Source organism: Streptomyces sp. NPDC014894 (assembly GCF_043080985.1).
Lineage (GTDB): Bacteria > Actinomycetota > Actinomycetes > Streptomycetales > Streptomycetaceae > Streptomyces.
The window spans coordinates 972,092-988,243 of the sequence record NZ_JBIBWD010000001.1 but is presented as its reverse complement, the minus strand read 5'-3'; the positions used below and the strand labels follow the sequence as shown (position 1 = coordinate 988,243).

Sequence of the window (16,152 nt, the reverse complement as noted above, 5' to 3'; positions counted from 1 at the left end):
ATCTGGCGTTGACTTTTGGCACGCTGTTGAGTTCTCAAGGAACGGACGCTTCCTTCAGACCCTTTTCACCAGGTCCTCCGGGCTTTCCCTTCGGTGTGTTCAAACCGTATCAGGCTTTCTTCGTCTTCCTGACCACCTCTCCGCAGACATGCAGAGGGATAGACCAGTTACGATCTGGGCTTGATAGGTAGCCGCCCACCCCGGACTTGAAGTCCCTTGGGGCCGGGCAGGAGTACGACAGTACCGGGCGTCGAGATGCGAGGCAAATCGCCTCGGGCCTCCTCCCGGAGGCCGCCAACCGACAGCATTCGGGCGGAACCAGGACTTCGTATGACTTACGCTGCTGAAACAGCGCGCCGCCCGGACAGCCGGTGACGGCGCGACACCGACTCTCTCCGCCCCTGGGAGGCTCCATGACCACTGTGACATCACCTCTTGCCGGACGTGCCATCGGACTCGCGGCGGTGCCCGATCCGGTGTTCTCCGGCGCGATGGTCGGTCCCGGCACCGCCATCGACCCCGTACGGGAACCCTCGGAGGCGCTGTCTCCGGTCGACGGCGTCATCGTCTCTCTCCACCCGCACGCGTTCGTCGTCGTGGACGGCGAGGGGCACGGGGTGCTGACCCACCTGGGCATCGACACCGTGCAGCTCAACGGCGAGGGCTTCGAGCTGCTCGTCAACAAGGGGGACACCGTGACCCGCGGCCAGGCCGTGGTGCGCTGGGACCCCTCCGCGGTGGAGGCGGCGGGGAAGTCCCCGATCTGCCCCGTCGTGGCGCTCGAAGCCACCGCCGACTCCCTGGGCGACGTCGTCGAGGACGGGGATGTGAAGTTCGGGGACGCGCTCTTCAGCTGGCGGTGACGCCGGGTACGTGCTGACGGGCAGGAAGAACATGGAGTGCGGCGGCGCGAGCCGCCCGATCGGAGACGGGTGAGATGGAGACAACGCTGCGAGGCGTCGGTGTGAGCCACGGCGTGGCCATCGGCGAAGTACGGCACATGGGGACGGCCGTCCTCGAACCGCCGGCGAAGCAGAACCCCGCACAGGACGCGGAGCGTGAACAGGGGCGCGCGCACCAGGCCGTGGAAGCGGTCGCCGCGGATCTGATCGCCCGGGGCAATCTGGCGGGCGGCGAGGCCCAGGCGGTGCTCGAGGCCCAGGCCATGATGGCGCAGGACCCGGAGCTGATGGCCGATGTCGAGCGCCGCGTGACCGTCGGCAGCTCCGCCGAGCGCGCGGTCTACGACGCGTTCGCCGCCTATCGGGCGCTCCTGGCGGGTGCGGGCGAGTATCTGGCCGGCCGGGTCGCGGACCTGGACGATGTGCGGAACCGGATCGTGGCCCGGCTGCTGGGCGTGCCGATGCCGGGCGTCCCGGACAGCGACGAGCCCTATGTGCTGATCGCCCGCGATCTCGCACCCGCCGACACGGCGCTGCTGGACCCGGCGCTGGTGCTGGGGTTCGTCACCGAGGAGGGCGGTCCCACCAGCCACAGCGCGATTCTCGCGCGGGCTCTCGGCGTCCCCGCCGTGGTGGCGCTGCCGGGCGCGGGCGAGCTGGCCGAGGGCACGCTGATCGCGGTCGACGGCAGCACCGGCGACATCTTCGTGGAGCCCAGCGCCGAGAAGCGGGCCGAGCTGGAGCGGGCCGCGGCCGAGCGGAGGGCCGCGCTCTCCGCGTCCAGCGGACCGGGGGCGACCTCGGACGGTCACAAGGTGCCGCTGCTGGCCAACATCGGCGGACCCGGCGATGTGCCGGCCGCGGTGGAGGCCGGCGCCGAGGGCGTCGGTCTCTTCCGCACCGAGTTCCTCTTCCTGGACGACAGCGCGCAGGCGCCGTCGGAGGAGAAGCAGATCGAGGCGTACCGCGCGGTGCTGGAGGCCTTCCCGGAGGGCCGGGTGGTCGTACGGGTGCTGGACGCGGGCGCGGACAAGCCGCTGGACTTCCTGACTCCGGCCGACGAGCCCAATCCGGCGCTCGGCGTGCGGGGGCTGCGGAGTCTGCTGGACCATCCCGAGGTGCTGCGGACCCAGCTGGTGGCGCTGTCGAAGGCCGCCGAGGGTCTGCCGGTGTATCTGGAGGTCATGGCCCCGATGGTGGCGGACCGCACGGACGCCAAGGCGTTCGCGGACGCGTGCCGGGAGGCCGGGCTGCGGGCGAAGTTCGGTGCGATGGTGGAGATTCCGTCCGCCGCGCTGCGGGCTCGTTCGATTCTTCAGGAGGTCGAGTTCCTCTCGCTCGGCACCAATGATCTGGCGCAGTACGCCTTCGCCGCCGACCGTCAGGTGGGGGCCGTGTCCCGGCTGCAGGATCCCTGGCAGCCGGCGCTGCTCGATCTGGTGGCGCTGTCCGCCGAGGCCGCGAAGGCCGAGGGCAAGAGCTGCGGCGTCTGCGGTGAGGCGGCCTCCGATCCGCTGCTGGCGTGTGTGCTGACCGGTCTCGGGGTGACGTCGCTGTCGATGGGCGCCGCGTCGATTCCGTATGTGCGGTCGACGCTGGCGAAGTACACGCTCGCGCAGTGCGAGCGTGCTGCCGCCGCCGCGCGGGCCGTGGACACGGCCGAGGAGGCCCGGGTGGCCGCTCGGGCGGTGCTTTCGGGCGAGTAGGACGGTGGGGGAGGCCCGTGCGGGCGTGCCCCTGGGTGTCGATGGGAGGGGCTCCGCCGTGGCGGGGCCCCTCCCGTCCGTTTCAGTGGTGGGTGTCCGGGGCGTCGGCCCCGAGGTCGAAGCCCGCGCGGTACTCGACGCCCGGTTCGGGTGAGAGCGGTTCGCCCGTCGCGGCGTCGGTGCAGTAGGCGCTGAACACCTCGCCCTCGGTGAGCGGGACGAGAGCGCCGCGGTCCAGCCGCCAGCCGTGGAGCCGGTCGGGGAGGCCGGGGGCGCTGGTGCGCAGCACCACTCCCCCGGGGTTGGCCAGGGCGATCCCGGCGGCGAGCACGGTGGCGAACTCGGCGCCCTCGCCCGCGGCGATCCGGGCCGGGGTCGGGTGCTCGGCGTCCCCGAGAGGTCCGCTGTCCCCGGCCTCTCCGTCGGTTTCACCGTCGGCGTCGGATTCTCTGTCGGTCTTCTCCGCGTGCAGAACGGCGAGGAGGTTCTCCTCGGGGGCGCGGACGCTGCACACCAGATGGTGCCGGCCCGGTCCGGCCGCTTGGAGGAGCCTCAGCAGCAGGTGGGAGGCCCGGTCGAAGGAGGCGCGGCCGATGTCCTGGCCGCAGTCGGCGCACTCTCCGATGTCGGCCAGGAGGGCGGACGCGTACTCCCAGGTGGCGCGGCGGACCGCGGTGTCGACGAGGCGGGGCAGCAGCCGGTCGAGCGGCTCCCCCTCGTACGGGAGGGTGCTGCCGCGTTCGGCGATCTCGGCGGTGTATCTGCTGCGGCTGAGGGCGTTGTCGGGGTCGAGGGCGTGCTCGGAGCAGTAGGCGGCGAAGTCCTCCGGGTCGAAGAGGGCGACGGTGGTGTGCAGTCGGCGGGAGGCGAGGGAGCGGAGCAGCGCCTCGACCTCGCGGAGGTACTCGGGGTGGTCGGCGAAGGCGAAGGTGCGATAGCGGCGCATGGCCGCGAAGTCGACGGCGTCGGCGAGGACGCCGACCGTGCCGACGACCTCCCGGTCCAGCGCGGCGCGCGCCCGGCTTCTGGCACCGGGGCGGCCGCCGGGCCGGCTCGGGCCGCCCCCGCTCCGCTCCTTGGGCCGTCGGGTCCGCCGGCCGGTCTCCGTGCGCCGGGCGCGGTCCGCCGCGCCCTTCGACGGCTCGCCGGACGGGCTGTCGGGTGTCTTCTCGTGAGCCATGCTTCCCCCTGCGGTCGGTCTCTCACTGATTACAGACCGTAGCGGGTGGCACTGACAACGCCGTCGGCTCAGCTCCGGCGGCGGGTGCGGGCGAGGTCTTCGTAGAAGGTCAGGAGGCCGACGTCGTCGACCGAGCCGGGGTTGACGGCCTGGGTGAGGGCGGTGCCCTGGAGCAGGCGTTTCACCGGGACTTCGAGGCGTTTTCCGGTGAGGGTGTGGGGGACGGCGGGGATTTCGACGATGTCGTCGGGGACATGGCGCGGGGAGAGCTGCTCGCGGATCGTGCCGGTGATCCGGTCACGGAGGTCTTGGTCGAGGACGGCTCCGTCGGCGAGGTGGACGAAGAGCGGCATCCAGTAGCCGCCCTCGGGCTCTTCCAAGCCGATGACCAGGGATTCCCGGATTTCAGGGAGGCGCTCGACGGCTTCGTAGATGTCGGCGGAGCCCATGCGGACGCCCTGACGGTTCAGGGTGGAGTCGGAGCGGCCGTGGATGATGACGGAGCCCCGGTCGGTGAGGGTGATCCAGTCGCCGTGCCGCCAGACGCCGGGGAACATCTCGAAGTAGCTCTCGCGGTAGCGGCTGCCGTCGGGGTCGTTCCAGAAGCGGATCGGCATGGACGGCATCGGGTTGACGACGACGAGTTCGCCGACCTCGCCGATGAGGGGTTCGCCGTGCGGGTCCCAGGACTGGAGGTCGGTGCCCAGGCAGGCCGCCTGGAGTTCGCCGATGTGGACGGGCAGGGTGGGCACGGCTCCGGCGAAGCAGCTGCAGACGTCCGTGCCCCCGCTGACGGAGGCGATCCACAGGTCGGCGCCGCTGTCGGCGAATTCGTCGTGGAGCCAGCGGAATCCGTCGGGGGGCAGCGGGGAGCCGGTGGTGGCGACGCAGCGGATCCGGGAGAGGTCGTGGTCGCGGGCGGGGTGGACGCCGGCCTTGCGGCAGGCCATGACGTAGGCGGCCGAGGTGCCGAAGAAGGTGGCTCCGGTGCGTTCGGCGACGTTCCACTGGGCGTCGACGGCGGGATGGCCGGGGCTGCCGTCGTAGAGGACGACGGTGGTGCCGGTGAGCAGGCCGGAGACGAGGAAGTTCCACATCATCCAGCCGGTGGAGGTGTACCAGAAGAAGCGGTCGCCGGGGCCGAGGTCGCACTGGAGGGCGAGCTGTTTGAGGTGCTCCAGCAGGATGCCGCCCTGTGACTGGACGATGGCCTTGGGCAGGCCGGTGGTGCCGGAGGAGTACAGGACCCACAGCGGATGGTCGAAGGGGACCTGTTCGAAGACGGGTTCGGCGTCGCCCGAGGTGACGGCGGACCAGTCGAGGGCGCCGTCGGGGGCGGGGGCTCCGAGCAGGGGGATGTGTACGACCGCGCGGAGGGTGGGGAGTTCGCGGCGGAGTTCGGCGACGGTCTCGGTGCGGTCGTGCTCCTTGCCGCCGTAGCGGTAGCCGTCGACGGCGAAGAGGACGACGGGCTCGACCTGCTGGAAGCGGTCGAGGACGCTGCGGGCGCCGAAGTCGGGGGCGCAGGAGGTCCAGACTGCGCCGACGGCGGCGGTGGCGAGGAGCGCGGTGACGGCCTGGGGGATGTTGGGGAGGTAGCCGCTGACCCGGTCGCCGGGGCGTACGCCGAGGGCGCGCAGCTGTGCGGCGAGCGCGCCCACTTGGCGGCGGAGTTCGGCCCAGCTGGTCTCGGCGGGGCCGTGCGTCTCGTCCACATGGAGGAGGGCCGGTTCGCCGGGGCGTTCGTCGGCCGCTCGGAGGGCGTGCTCGGCGTAATTGAGGGCGGCGCCGGGGAACCAGCGGGCGCCGGGCATGGCCCGGTCGGCGAGGACCGACTCGTACGGGGTGGAGAAGCGGACGTCGGACCAGTCGGCGAGGGCGCGCCAGAAGTCCTCGAGGTGCTCGACGGACCAGCGGTGGAGGGCCGGATAGCCGCCGTCGGCCGGGGCTCCGTGGTGTTCGGCGGCCCAGGACTGGAAGCGGGTGACCCGGGCGGCGGCGATCCGCTCGGCGTCGGGCTGCCACAGAGGCGCTGCGTTCGCTGCTGGGGTCATGGGGCGGCTCCCGGGTGGCTCTGCGGCTGCTGAGAGGGACGATGCCATGTGATCGTCTTTCGTACCAGGGCTCCTGGCCGCCGTCCGGCCGCGTCGGGATGTGCCGGTGGGCCCCGGCAGGGGTGAACAGGAGCTGAACGAAACGTTCTGGCGACCGCCCCGGTGGCAGGCTGAACTGCATGGACGTTCGGGGACTGATGCGCTGGGCGCGGTACGCCGCGAGTCGGCGGGGCGTGCGTGCGACGCGGTTCGCCTGGCGTCGGCGGCGGATCGACGCGCGGGGGCTGCCGGACCGGGGCCGGGAGCCGGCCCGGGCGCCGGGTCCGGTGACCGGCGCGGAGCCGCAGCCGGGGGGCGGGATCGTCCGGTTCGCCCGCTCGGAGCTGCGGATCTGTGTGGTGGCGGGCGGCGCGGTGTTCTGGGGCTGGGACGGGGCGGGCCCGGAGCCGTCGTACGCGCTGGCGGGCGGGGTGCCCGAGCCGGACGGGCGGGCCGGGCTGGAGCCGGACAAGGACGGCGGCTGGCGGGTGGTGTCGGAGCGGGTGACGGTGGAGGTCTCGCGCGTCGGCGCGGTGGCGATCCGTACGCCCGGCGGGATCGCGCTGCGGCGGGAGCTGCCGCCGCGCTGGTGGGAGCCGGTGGGGGGCGGTCCGGCGCGGTGGACGCAGCGGGCGGAGGTGGCGGCGGACGCGCGGTTCTTCGGTCTGGGGGGCCGGGCGTCGGGTCCCCGGCTGCGGGACGGCGCGTACCGGCTGTGGAACACCGCTGCCCGGGGTCCGGCGGGGTCCGGGGACGGTCCGCCTCCGCTCACCATGCCGGTTCAGCTGGTCGTCGCGGACGCGGGGACGCATCTGGCGTTCCAGGACAGCACCTGGGACGGCGTGGTGACGCTGCGGGAGGGCGAGGAGGGCGCGGGCTCCGGTCATGACCGGCCGGGGACGGTCGAGGTCAGGATGGAGGGCGGCCCGCTGCGCTGCTGGGTGATCGTGGGCAGGCCAGCGCGGGTGCTGGCGCATTGGGCCCGGCTGACGGGCGCGCCCGCGGCGCCGCCGTCCTGGGCGCTGGGTCCGCAGTGCGTCGGTCCGGTGGGCGGCGGGGTCGCGGAGGCGGTGCGGACGGTCGCCGCGTGGCGGGAGCGGGGGCTTCCGCTGTCGGCGGTCCATGTGGACGCGGGCGGGCCGGCCGGATCCCGGGCGGGCGCGCCCTTCGGGTCGGAAGGAAGTGCTCCGGTGGAGGGGGTGCGGCTGGTCTCCGTGGTGGCCCCCGCCGTGCCTGCGGAGCCGGGGAACGCGGTGTACGAGGAGGGCGCGGCGGCGGGCGCCTTCGTCCGGGACGGGTCCGGGCGCGAGGTGCGGGGGGTGGACCGGGCGGGTGAGTGCGTCTATCCGGACTTCACCGATCCGCGGGTGCGGAGGTGGTGGGGCGGGCTGTACGGGGAGGATCGGGCGCGGGGTTTCTCGGGGGTGTGGCACGAGCGGAACGAGCCCGTGTCGCCGGCGTCCTTCGGCGATCGGACGCTGCCCCGGTCGGCCCGGCACGATCTCGACGGGCGGGGCGGCGATCACCGCGAGGGCCACAACGTCTATGGGCTGACGATGGCCCGCGCCGGGTACGAGGGGCTGCTGCGGGCGCGTCCCGGGGAGCGCCCGTTCCTGGTGTCCCGGTCGGGCTGGGCGGGGATGCAGCGGTACGGCGGGGCGGGCGCGGGCGAGGTCTGCGGCGACTGGCGGGGGCTGCGGGCCGCGCTCTCGGCGGTGCTGGGGCTGGGGCTGTGCGGGGTGCCGTACGCGGGGCCGGACCTGGGGGGCGGCGACGGCGCTCCGTCGGCCGAACTGTGGGTGCGCGGGCTTCAGCTGGGGGCGTATCTGCCGCTGTTCCGCATCCGGGCGGCGGCGGGGGCCGGGCCCGGGGAGCCGTGGGAGTTCGGGCCCGTGGTGCTGGGGCACGCCCGGGCCGCGCTCGGCGAGCGGGAGCGGCTGCGGCCGTACTTCGTCACGCTGGCCCATATGGCGCGGCTGACGGGTGCGCCGTACGCGCGTCCGCTGTGGTGGGGATCGCCGGAGGACCGGTCGCTGCGCGGCTGCGAGGACGCGTTCCTGCTGGGGGACGCGCTGCTGGTCGCGCCGGTGCTGGAGGAGGGCGTGGAGCGGCGGCCGGTGCGGCTGCCGAAGGGCCGCTGGTACGACAGGGCGACGGGCCGGGTGTACGACGGGCCGGGGCGGGTGGTGCTGGACGCTCCGCTGTCGCGGGCTCCGGTGCTGGCGCGGGGCGGCTCGGTGATCCCGGTGCGCGGGGCGGACGGCGGGGTGGAACTGGAGGTGTGGGCTCCGGCCGCCGGGCGGCGGGGCGGGGGCGTGGTGGTGCCCGATCCCGGGGACGGCTGGGAGGAGGCCGAGGTGGAGCGGTATACGACCCGGCTGGTGGACGGGCGGGTGAGGGTGCGGCGGGTCGGCGCGGAAGGGTCGGTTCCGCCGGGGCGGCCGGTGCGGGTGCGCGGGCTGTAGTGCGCGCTTCGGAGGGCGACCGGCTCCGGGGGGGGGCGGGCGACCGGCTCCCGGCGCGTCCGGTTCATCCGTAGCGGTGCAGGAACCATCTCCGTACCGCCGTGGTGTGCAGGGGGAACGCCAGCTCGGCCGGGGTGTGCAGCAGATGCCAGCCGGAGGTCTCGTCGGTGGGTGCGGAGGGCGGGAGTCCGGCGGTGTCGCGCGCGGGGAGGAGGCCGAAGATCAGCAGATGGCCGTCGGGGGCGCTGAGGACGTCGGCGAGGCGGACGTCGGCGGCGGACGCCTCGATGCCGGTCTCCTCGCGGAGCTCGCGGACGACCGCGTGCTGCCAGGTCTCGCCGAGGTCGACGAAGCCGCCGGGCAGGGCGACGCCGCCGAGGCGCGGTTGGACGGTGCGGGTGATGACGACGAGGCCCGGGCCGTCCTCGCCGTGCGCGGGCTGGAGGGCCACCGCGACCGGGAGGGGGTTGCGGTAGGCGGTGTCGCCGCAGGCGGAGCAGGTGCGGGGCCAGGCGGTGAGCGGGCCGTACGGTGCTCCGCAGCTTGCGCAGTACGAGTCCTTGGGCACGGGCGGACTGTATCCGGCGGCCTTCCCGGGCCGGGGGGAAACTGCTGAACTGTGTGCCCATGACACGAATGGGATCCGCTCTCCGCTCCCTCGCCGCGACGGCGGCCGCGTTCGCCGCGCTGGCCGCCTCCCCCGCCGCCGCCTCTCCTGTCGCCTCTCCCGCCGCCTCTCCCGCCGTCGGCGTCTCCGAGGCCGGTGCTGTCGCCGTCGGTGCTTCCGCTTCCGGCGGGGCCCGCCCGGAGCCGGTGGCTCCGCGGGAGTTCGTGGCGCTGCGCGACGTCGATCCGACGATCCTCCACGAGATGCGCTATCCGACCGCCCACACCTTCCTGGGCGTACGGGTGGACGGCTACCGCGAGCCGCTGTGCGTCCTGACCCGGGCCGCCGCGCGGGCGCTGCACCGGGCGCAGCGCGAGCTGCTGCGGCAGGGGTACTCGCTCAAGGTGTACGACTGCTACCGCCCGCAGCGGGCGGTGGACCACTTCGTCCGGTGGGCGCTGGATCCGGACGACGAGAGGATGAAGGAGGAGTTCTATCCCCGAGTCGACAAATCGAGGCTGTTCGCCGACGGCTACATCGCGGAGAGGTCCGGGCACAGCCGCGGCAGCACGGCCGATGTGACGGTGGTGCGGCTGCCGGCCCGTCCGACCAGGCCGTATGTTCCGGGCGAGCGGCTCGCGCCCTGTTTCGCGCCGGTCTCCGAGCGCTTTCCGGACAACTCCGTGGACATGGGGACGGGCTACGACTGCTTCGACACGCTGTCGCACACGGACGATCCCCGGATCCGGGGCGAGCAGCGCGCCAACCGGACCTTGCTGGTGTCGGCGCTGAGCCGGGCCGGCTGGACGAATCTGCCGGAGGAGTGGTGGCACTTCACCTACCGTCCGGAGGCTTTTCCGGACACCTATTTCGATTTTCCCGTGGCGCGGCGGTCGCTCGCCCGTCCCTGATCCGGGCCGGTCCCGAAGGGCCTCTCGCGGGAGCCGCCGTACCGTGCCACACTGCTGACGAACCGTCAGGCGATGGCCGGGGAGGCTCTGTGACGCGTACGCCCGCGGTGGCCGGCTGGTTCACCCACGACAGCGGCGAGGAGGACTTCCGGCTGCTGGCCACCCGCTGTACGGCCTGCTCGGCGGTCTTCTTCCCGCCCGAGGGCTCCTTCTGCCGCAACCCCGCCTGCGCGGGCGGGGAGCTGACCGAGGCGCCGCTTTCCCGGCGCGGGCGGATCTGGTCGTACACCGACGGCCGCCACCGGCCGCCGCCGCCGTACGTCTCCGACCCGGCGACGCCGTGGGAGCCGTACACCCTGGTCGCCGTCGAGCTGGCGGCCGAGCGCATGGTGGTGTTGGGGCAGGCCGTGCCGGGGGTGGCGCCGGCCGATCTGGCGGTCGGAATGGAGGTCGAGGTGGTGCCGGGGGTGCTCGACGGGGGCGGGGGGACGGTCCTGACGGTGTGGAACTGGCGGCCGGTGGGGGTGTCCCGGTGAGGGCGCGGGAGAAGGGCCGGGAGCCGGGCGGGGTCACGGCCCCGGACGCTACGGAACCGGAACGGGAATCGGAACCGGAACGGGAATCGGCATCGGCATCGGCATCGGCATCGGGCGAGGTCGCTGTCCTCGGGACGGGGATGCACCCCTGGGGCAAATGGGGTCACAGCTTTGTGCGGTACGGGGTGGTCGCGGCGCGGGCAGCGCTCGACGACGCGGGCGTCGAGTGGCGGCGGATCCGGTCCGTGGTCGGTGCGGCCACCGTGCGCGGCGGCTACCCGGGGCATGTCGCCGGGGCGGCCTTCGCCCGGGCCCTCGGCTGGCAGGGCGCCCGGGTCACCAGCGTGTACGCGGCCTGCGCCTCGGGGGCGCAGGCGATCGGCGCCGCCCGGACCCAGATCCTCGCCGGGACGGCCGACGTGGTGCTGGTGGTCGGCGCGGACTCTGCGCCGAAAGGGTTCTTCGCGCCCGCGGGCGGCGATCGGCCGGACGACCCCGACTGGCTCCGCTTCCGTCTGCTGGGGGCGACCAACCCCGCGTACTTCGGGCTCTACGCCCGGCGGCGGATGGCCGTCCACGGAGACACACTCGATGACTTCGCGCAGGTCAAGGTGAAGAACGCGGCGGCCGGCGCGCTCAACCCGTACGCCCGCTACCGCGCCCGGGTCTCGGCCGAGGAGGTGGCCGCGTCGGCCGTCGTCGCCGATCCGCTGCGGCTGCTCGACATCTGCGCGACCTCCGACGGGGCCGCGGCGCTGGTGCTCTCCAGCATGGAGTTCGCGCGCCGGCACGGGGTCGTGGACCCCGTGCGGATCCGCGCGGTCTCCACCCGCACCCCGGTCTATCCGAGAACCGTGCTCGACCTCCCGGACATCGCCACGGACTCGGCGCTCGCCGCGGAACCGCCGCCGTACGCCTTCCGCGCCTCGATCGCCCGGGCCGCCTACGAGGAGGCCGGCCTCGGACCGGAGGATCTCTCGCTCGCCGAGGTCTACGACCTCTCCACCTCTCTGGAGCTGGAGTGGTACGAGGACATCGGGCTGTGCGGGCCCGGCGAGGGGGCGAAGCTCGTACGGGAGGGGACGACGGCGCTCGGCGGCCGGATCCCGGTGAACCCCAGCGGCGGTCTGGCCTCCTTCGGCGAGGCGGTCCCCGCCCAGGCCATCGCCCAGGTCTGCGAACTCACCGCCCAGCTGCGCGGAACGGCCGGCTGGCGCCAGACGCCCGGAGCCCGTACCGGAATCGCCGTGAACCAGGGGCTGTTCGGCCATGGCTCGGCCGTCGTCGCCGTTCGGTGAACGCCCCGGAAGCCATCCGTCCGGGGCCTCGGTCAGGTCGCCGCGGCCCGCCGGCGCGGGCCGTCGACACGCTCCAGGGCGTGTTCGACCACGGCGACCAGCACCTCCTTGACGGACTCGCGCTCACGGGCGTCGCACATCATCAGCGGCACCCCGGGATCGAGGTCGAGCGCGGTCCGCACCGTCTCCACGGGGAACCGGCCCGCCCCCTCGAAGCAGTTGACGGCGACGGTGAAGGGGATGCCTCGGCGCTCGAAGTAGTCGACGGCCGCGAACGAGTCCTCGAGACGGCGGGTGTCGGCCAGCACCACCGCGCCCAGCGCGCCCTGGGCCAGCTCGTCCCAGAGGAACCAGAAACGGTCCTGGCCGGGGGTGCCGAAGACATAGAGCACCAGGTCCTCCCGGAGCGTGATGCGCCCGAAGTCCATGGCGACGGTGGTCGTCGTCTTGCCCTCGACGCCCGCGGTGTCGTCCACGGGACGGCCCACCTCGCTGAGGTTCTCCTCGGTGCGCAGCGGCCTGATCTCGCTGACCGCCCCCACCAGGGTCGTCTTCCCCACCCCGAAACCGCCCGCGACCAGGATCTTCAGGGTCACCGGCTCGACGGGCCGCCGGCTGCTAGAGCGCCCGAAGACCATTGATCACCTCGCGGAGAATATTCACGTCCGGCAGTTCTGCCGGGGGAACGGGACGGGTTACGTGCACCAGCGCGTCCTCGACCAGATCGCCGACCAGGACGCGCACCACCCCCACGGGGAGGTCGAGACCGGCCGCGAGTTCGGCGATGGACTGCGGGGCGTCCTCGCAGCGTTCGACGATCTCGACATGCTCCGGGGAGAGCGACTGGTCGTGCACGGGATGGTCGGCGGCCGGCTCCGGCACGACCAGGGCGATCAGGTCGAGCCGGTGGTGGGAGGTACTGCTGGTACGGCCGCGGGTCATCGCGTACGGCCGGACCACCGGACCCGCCTCGGCGTCGAAGTAGTGATGCGGGTGCTGGGCGTGATGAGTCGGGTCACTCATGCCGGAACACTCACCCTCCGGCGCGACCGGTCCGCGGCGCGGTGGCGAGGTGGACTCCGACTCGTTTCACCATGAGCGTCATCTCGTACGCCACCTGACCGACGTCCGAGTCGGCGTCCGCGAGCACGGCCAGACAGCTGCCGTCGCCCGCGGCGGTGACGAACAGGAAGGCCTCGTCCAGTTCCACGACGGTCTGGCGGACCCTGCCCGCGTCGAAGTGACGCCCCACGCCCTTGGCGAGGCTGTGGAATCCGGAGGCGACGGCGGCGAGATGCTCGCTGTCCTCCCGGGTCAGCTCGCGCGAGGTGCCGGTCGCCAGTCCGTCACTGGAGAGCACCAGGGCCTTGTGGATGCTGCCGACCCGGTCGACCAGTTCATCAAGCAGCCAGTTCAGTTCTCCAGCCGCCTGGGCGGCCGGGCGTCCCCCGGCGGTGTGTGCTGCGGCATGCGGTGCGGTCATCGACCGTCCCCCTCCGATGTCGTTCGTGGTGCTGTCTGGCCGGGGTCGGCGCCGGTGGTCCGGTCGGCGTCGTCGTCCCCGTGTGCGTTCTTGAGCCGGCCCCGCTGCCAGCCGCGCTGCATGGAGGCCATCCGGCTGCGCACCTCTTCGGCGTCGCGCTCGGCCTCCTGGCCCCGGTCCCGGTCGGGTGCTCGGTCGGCCGGCGCGGACGCCCTCAGCTGGGGGGCCAGGCTCGCCTGGCGGACCCGGCGGGGCAGTCCGTCGATCAGGGCGGCGGCCGCGTCCGGGCCGGAGGCCGGCGTTCCGTCGCCGTACGAGGTCCTCGCCCCGTCACCGTACCCGGTCGGCGTTCCCTCGCCGTACGGGGCCGGTGTCGCCTCGCGGTACGGGAGCGGCGCGGCGGTGTCGTACGGGAGGGCGGCCGTCGTGCCGTTCGGGGCCGGGGCGGTGGTGTCGTACAGGCCCGGGGCCGTCGTGTCGTACGGCGCCGGGTTCGCGTCCGGGCGGCGGGAGGGCTCGGCGGGGCGCGGGGCGCCGGCGGCGGACGGGTGGGCGCGGCCCGGCTCGTCGACCCGGCGTCCGCGGTCGGTGACGAGGGTCGGGGTCTTGCGGCGGGGAAGCGGCACGGGTTCCGCCATCCGTTCCGGCGCCGGGTCGGGCGCCTGCTGGTGCTGCTCGTCCGGGGCGCCCCGGCGGGACGTGCGGGACCGGGCGCGGAAGATGCCGCCGCGGTCCCTCTCCCCGCCGTCGAAGCCGACGAGGGCGCCGGGTCCGGCGAGGGTGTCGGGGTCGGTGAGGGTCTCCGCGCCGCTGAGGCCCAGCGGGCTCACCGGGCCCTCCAGTTCGACCGGACCGTCGAAGAGCGCGGCGCCGTCCACCAGGCCGGAGCCCTTGCCGGAGGTCCTGGCGCGCGCCGACAGCTTTCCGTCGCCGCCGCGCCGGCCCGCCGGGGACTCGCTCTTGCGGTCGAGGCGGAATCCGGTGCCCTGGGTCTCGGGCGCCTCGGTGAGCAGCGGCGAGGGGATGAAGACGACGGCGGTCGTGCCGCCGTACGGCGACGGCTGGAGCGAGACCCTGACGCCCTGGCGCTGGGCGAGCCGGCTGACCACGAAGAGGCCGAGGCGGTCGGTGTCGGACAGCTCGAACTCCGGGGTCTCGGCGAGCCGGAGGTTGGCGTCGAGCAGCAGCTCGGGGGCCATGCCGAGGCCCCGGTCGTGGATCTCCAGGGTGAAGCCGTTGGCCACGCGCTCGCCGAGCACCTGGACGCCGGTGTGCGGGGGCGAGAACACGGTCGCGTTCTCCAGGAGTTCGGCGATGAGGTGGGTGAGGTCGGCGACCGCGGGACCGCCGACGCCGATCCGGGGCAGCCTGCGGACCTCGATGCGCTCGTAGTCCTCAACCTCGGCGACGGCCGCGCGCACCACGTCCATCAGCTGGATCGGCTTGCGCCACTGGCGGGAGGGGGCGGCTCCGGAGAGGATCACCAGTCCCTCGGCGTGCCGGCGCATACGGGTGGTGAGGTGGTCGAGCCGGAAGAGGTCGGCGAGTTCGTCGGTGTCCTCGGTACGGCGCTCCATGGCGTCGAGGAGGGTGAGCTGGCGGTGGAGGAGGACCTGATTGCGGCGGGCGAGGTTGACGAAGACCTCGGAGACGCCGCGCCGCATGTCGGCCTGGCGGACGGCGGCCTCGACGGCGGCGCGCTGGAGGGTGTTGAGCGCCTGTCCCGCCTGGCCGATCTCGTCCTTGTCGTACTCCAGGCGCGGGGCCTCGGTCTCGACGTCGACCTGCTCGCCCGCGGCGAGGCGGCGCATCACGCTGGGCAGCCGGACGCCGGAGACCTCGTGGGCCTCCTTGCGCAGCCGGGAGAGGTCGCGGATCAGGTCGCGGCCGATGCGGACGGAGACGATGACCGAGACGAGGAGCGCGAGGAAGCCCAGGATGCCGGCGACGCCCGCCTGGACGAAGACGCCGTACGCGGCGGGGCCGACGCGGTCCTGGTAGCGCTCGGCCGACGCCTTGGCCTCGCGGCGCAGTTCGTCGAGGACCGGGGCGGCGGCGGTGCGCCACTCCTCGGCGTCCTCGGCGTCCGCCTGGCGGGGTCCGCCCGAGATGAGGCGCTCCTCGGCGGCGCGCAGGGGCTCGGTCTTGGGTCCGCGCCAGAACTGGAGGTAGATCTCGCGTTCCCGGGCGGGCAGGGCTTCGAGGTTGATCTCGTAGTACAGCTCGCGGTGGGCGACGTAGTCGGAGAGCGCGCGGATCTCTGCCGAGGTGACCTTGCCCGTGGTGAGGGCGGAGACGATGAGCGCGTCCTCGCGGGAGAGCATTTCGGTGGCGCGGGCCAGTCCGGCGACGGCGCGCCCCTGGCGCTCGATGCTCACCTCGTGGACGGAGTGCAGGGTGGCCAGGAAGCTGAAGCCGGGGTTGATGATGCGGTTGTAGTAGTCGAGCGCCTGGGCGCGGGAGACGGTGCCGGCCTCTACCGAGCGGCGCAGGGCGAGTAGTCCGTCGAAGCCCTTGAGCAGGGAGTTCAGCCTGCGCTCGGCGTCGGAGCGGAGATCTTCGCGGAGGTCCTGCCTGGCCGCGCTCTCCTTCAGCCGGGAGACGGCGCGGTCCGTGGTCCGGCGCTTGTCCTGCAGGTCGGGCAGGGCATCGGAGGCCCGGCGGTCGGCGAGGTAGATCAGTGTCTGACGGCGCTCCTGCTGGATGATGTCGAGGGTGTCGACCATGGGGTGGCCGATCTGGTCGGTCACGGCGCTGACGTCGAGGAGGTCGTCGGCCTCCCGGCCGGTCAGCACGGTGGAGAAACCCCACAGACCGGTCAGGGAGAGCAGCGGCACCAGCAACAACGCCACGATCTTCCGGCGGATGGACTTCCCGCGAAAGCGCATGGCCTCCCCCTGCTCAACGCCGCCCGGTATGAACGGAGTTCCCTCGGTCAACAAACGGCGCGAGCCTACTACTGCCGCACAGA

12 protein-coding genes and 1 pseudogene are annotated in these 16,152 nt (G+C 73.6%); 6 read left to right on the top strand and 7 right to left on the bottom strand.

Translation table 11 applies throughout. The features are described from left to right. Positions 1 to 413 precede the first annotated feature (413 nt). Both ACF089_RS04280 and ptsP read left to right on the top strand, forming a co-directional pair. A complete protein-coding gene (locus ACF089_RS04280; RefSeq protein ID WP_392021519.1) occupies positions 414 to 863 on the top strand; it encodes a PTS glucose transporter subunit IIA in 450 nt (149 codons plus the stop codon). A gap of 74 nt (positions 864 to 937) precedes the next feature. Continuing rightward, positions 938 to 2,608 (top strand): phosphoenolpyruvate--protein phosphotransferase, encoded by a 1,671-nt coding sequence (gene ptsP, locus ACF089_RS04275; RefSeq protein ID WP_392021516.1) that lies wholly within the window; start codon positions 938 to 940, stop codon positions 2,606 to 2,608. Positions 2,609 to 2,690: 82 nt separating this feature from the next. Here ptsP and ACF089_RS04270 read toward each other — a convergent pair whose 3' ends face one another. Together ACF089_RS04270 and ACF089_RS04265 are read right to left on the bottom strand one after the other, a co-directional pair. Then, positions 2,691 to 3,788 (bottom strand): hypothetical protein, encoded by a 1,098-nt coding sequence (locus ACF089_RS04270; RefSeq protein ID WP_392021514.1) that lies wholly within the window; start codon positions 3,786 to 3,788, stop codon positions 2,691 to 2,693. A gap of 68 nt (positions 3,789 to 3,856) precedes the next feature. Then, the gene (locus ACF089_RS04265; RefSeq protein ID WP_392021511.1) at positions 3,857 to 5,842 is read right to left on the bottom strand and encodes an acetoacetate--CoA ligase; all 1,986 of its coding nucleotides are present in this window, start codon (positions 5,840 to 5,842) and stop codon (positions 3,857 to 3,859) included. Positions 5,843 to 6,021: 179 nt separating this feature from the next. Between ACF089_RS04265 and ACF089_RS04260 the strand changes: the two genes are divergently transcribed. Then, a complete protein-coding gene (locus ACF089_RS04260) occupies positions 6,022 to 8,346 on the top strand; it encodes a glycoside hydrolase family 31 protein (protein WP_392021508.1) in 2,325 nt (774 codons plus the stop codon). Between the two features lie 64 nt (positions 8,347 to 8,410). Here ACF089_RS04260 and ACF089_RS04255 read toward each other — a convergent pair whose 3' ends face one another. Next, positions 8,411 to 8,914 (bottom strand): NUDIX domain-containing protein, encoded by a 504-nt coding sequence (locus tag ACF089_RS04255; protein ID WP_392021506.1) that lies wholly within the window; start codon positions 8,912 to 8,914, stop codon positions 8,411 to 8,413. A 59-nt stretch (positions 8,915 to 8,973) separates the two neighbouring features. On the opposite strand from ACF089_RS04255, the gene ACF089_RS04250 reads away from it, so the two are divergent. From ACF089_RS04250 to ACF089_RS04240, 3 genes and pseudogenes are all read left to right on the top strand, one after another. Further along, the gene (locus ACF089_RS04250) at positions 8,974 to 9,864 is read left to right on the top strand and encodes a M15 family metallopeptidase (protein ID WP_392021504.1); all 891 of its coding nucleotides are present in this window, start codon (positions 8,974 to 8,976) and stop codon (positions 9,862 to 9,864) included. 89 nt (positions 9,865 to 9,953) lie between these two features. Beyond that, positions 9,954 to 10,400, top strand: a complete 447-nt coding sequence (locus ACF089_RS04245; protein WP_392021501.1) for a Zn-ribbon domain-containing OB-fold protein — start codon at positions 9,954 to 9,956, stop codon at positions 10,398 to 10,400. 110 nt (positions 10,401 to 10,510) lie between these two features. Beyond that, positions 10,511 to 11,698, top strand: a pseudogene (locus tag ACF089_RS04240) (lipid-transfer protein); the annotation flags it as partial. Between the two features lie 32 nt (positions 11,699 to 11,730). Here the strand turns inward: ACF089_RS04240 and ACF089_RS04235 are convergent. The 4 genes from ACF089_RS04235 to ACF089_RS04220 are packed head-to-tail and all read right to left on the bottom strand — an operon-like array spanning position 11,731 to position 16,069. Further along, positions 11,731 to 12,336: an ATP/GTP-binding protein gene (locus ACF089_RS04235; protein WP_392021499.1), complete on the bottom strand. Its 606-nt coding sequence runs from the start codon at positions 12,334 to 12,336 to the stop codon at positions 11,731 to 11,733. Continuing rightward, positions 12,317 to 12,721 (bottom strand): DUF742 domain-containing protein, encoded by a 405-nt coding sequence (locus ACF089_RS04230; protein ID WP_392021496.1) that lies wholly within the window; start codon positions 12,719 to 12,721, stop codon positions 12,317 to 12,319. The genes ACF089_RS04235 and ACF089_RS04230 overlap by 20 nt, the downstream gene beginning before the upstream one ends. 10 nt (positions 12,722 to 12,731) lie before the next feature. Beyond that, complete coding sequence (locus tag ACF089_RS04225) at positions 12,732 to 13,181, bottom strand: roadblock/LC7 domain-containing protein (RefSeq protein ID WP_392021495.1); 450 nt, start codon at positions 13,179 to 13,181, stop codon at positions 12,732 to 12,734. After that, on the bottom strand, positions 13,178 to 16,069 hold the full coding sequence (locus ACF089_RS04220; protein WP_392021492.1) for a nitrate- and nitrite sensing domain-containing protein: 2,892 nt from the start codon (positions 16,067 to 16,069) through the stop codon (positions 13,178 to 13,180). Before ACF089_RS04220 ends, ACF089_RS04225 begins: the two co-directional genes overlap by 4 nt. Positions 16,070 to 16,152 lie beyond the last annotated feature (83 nt).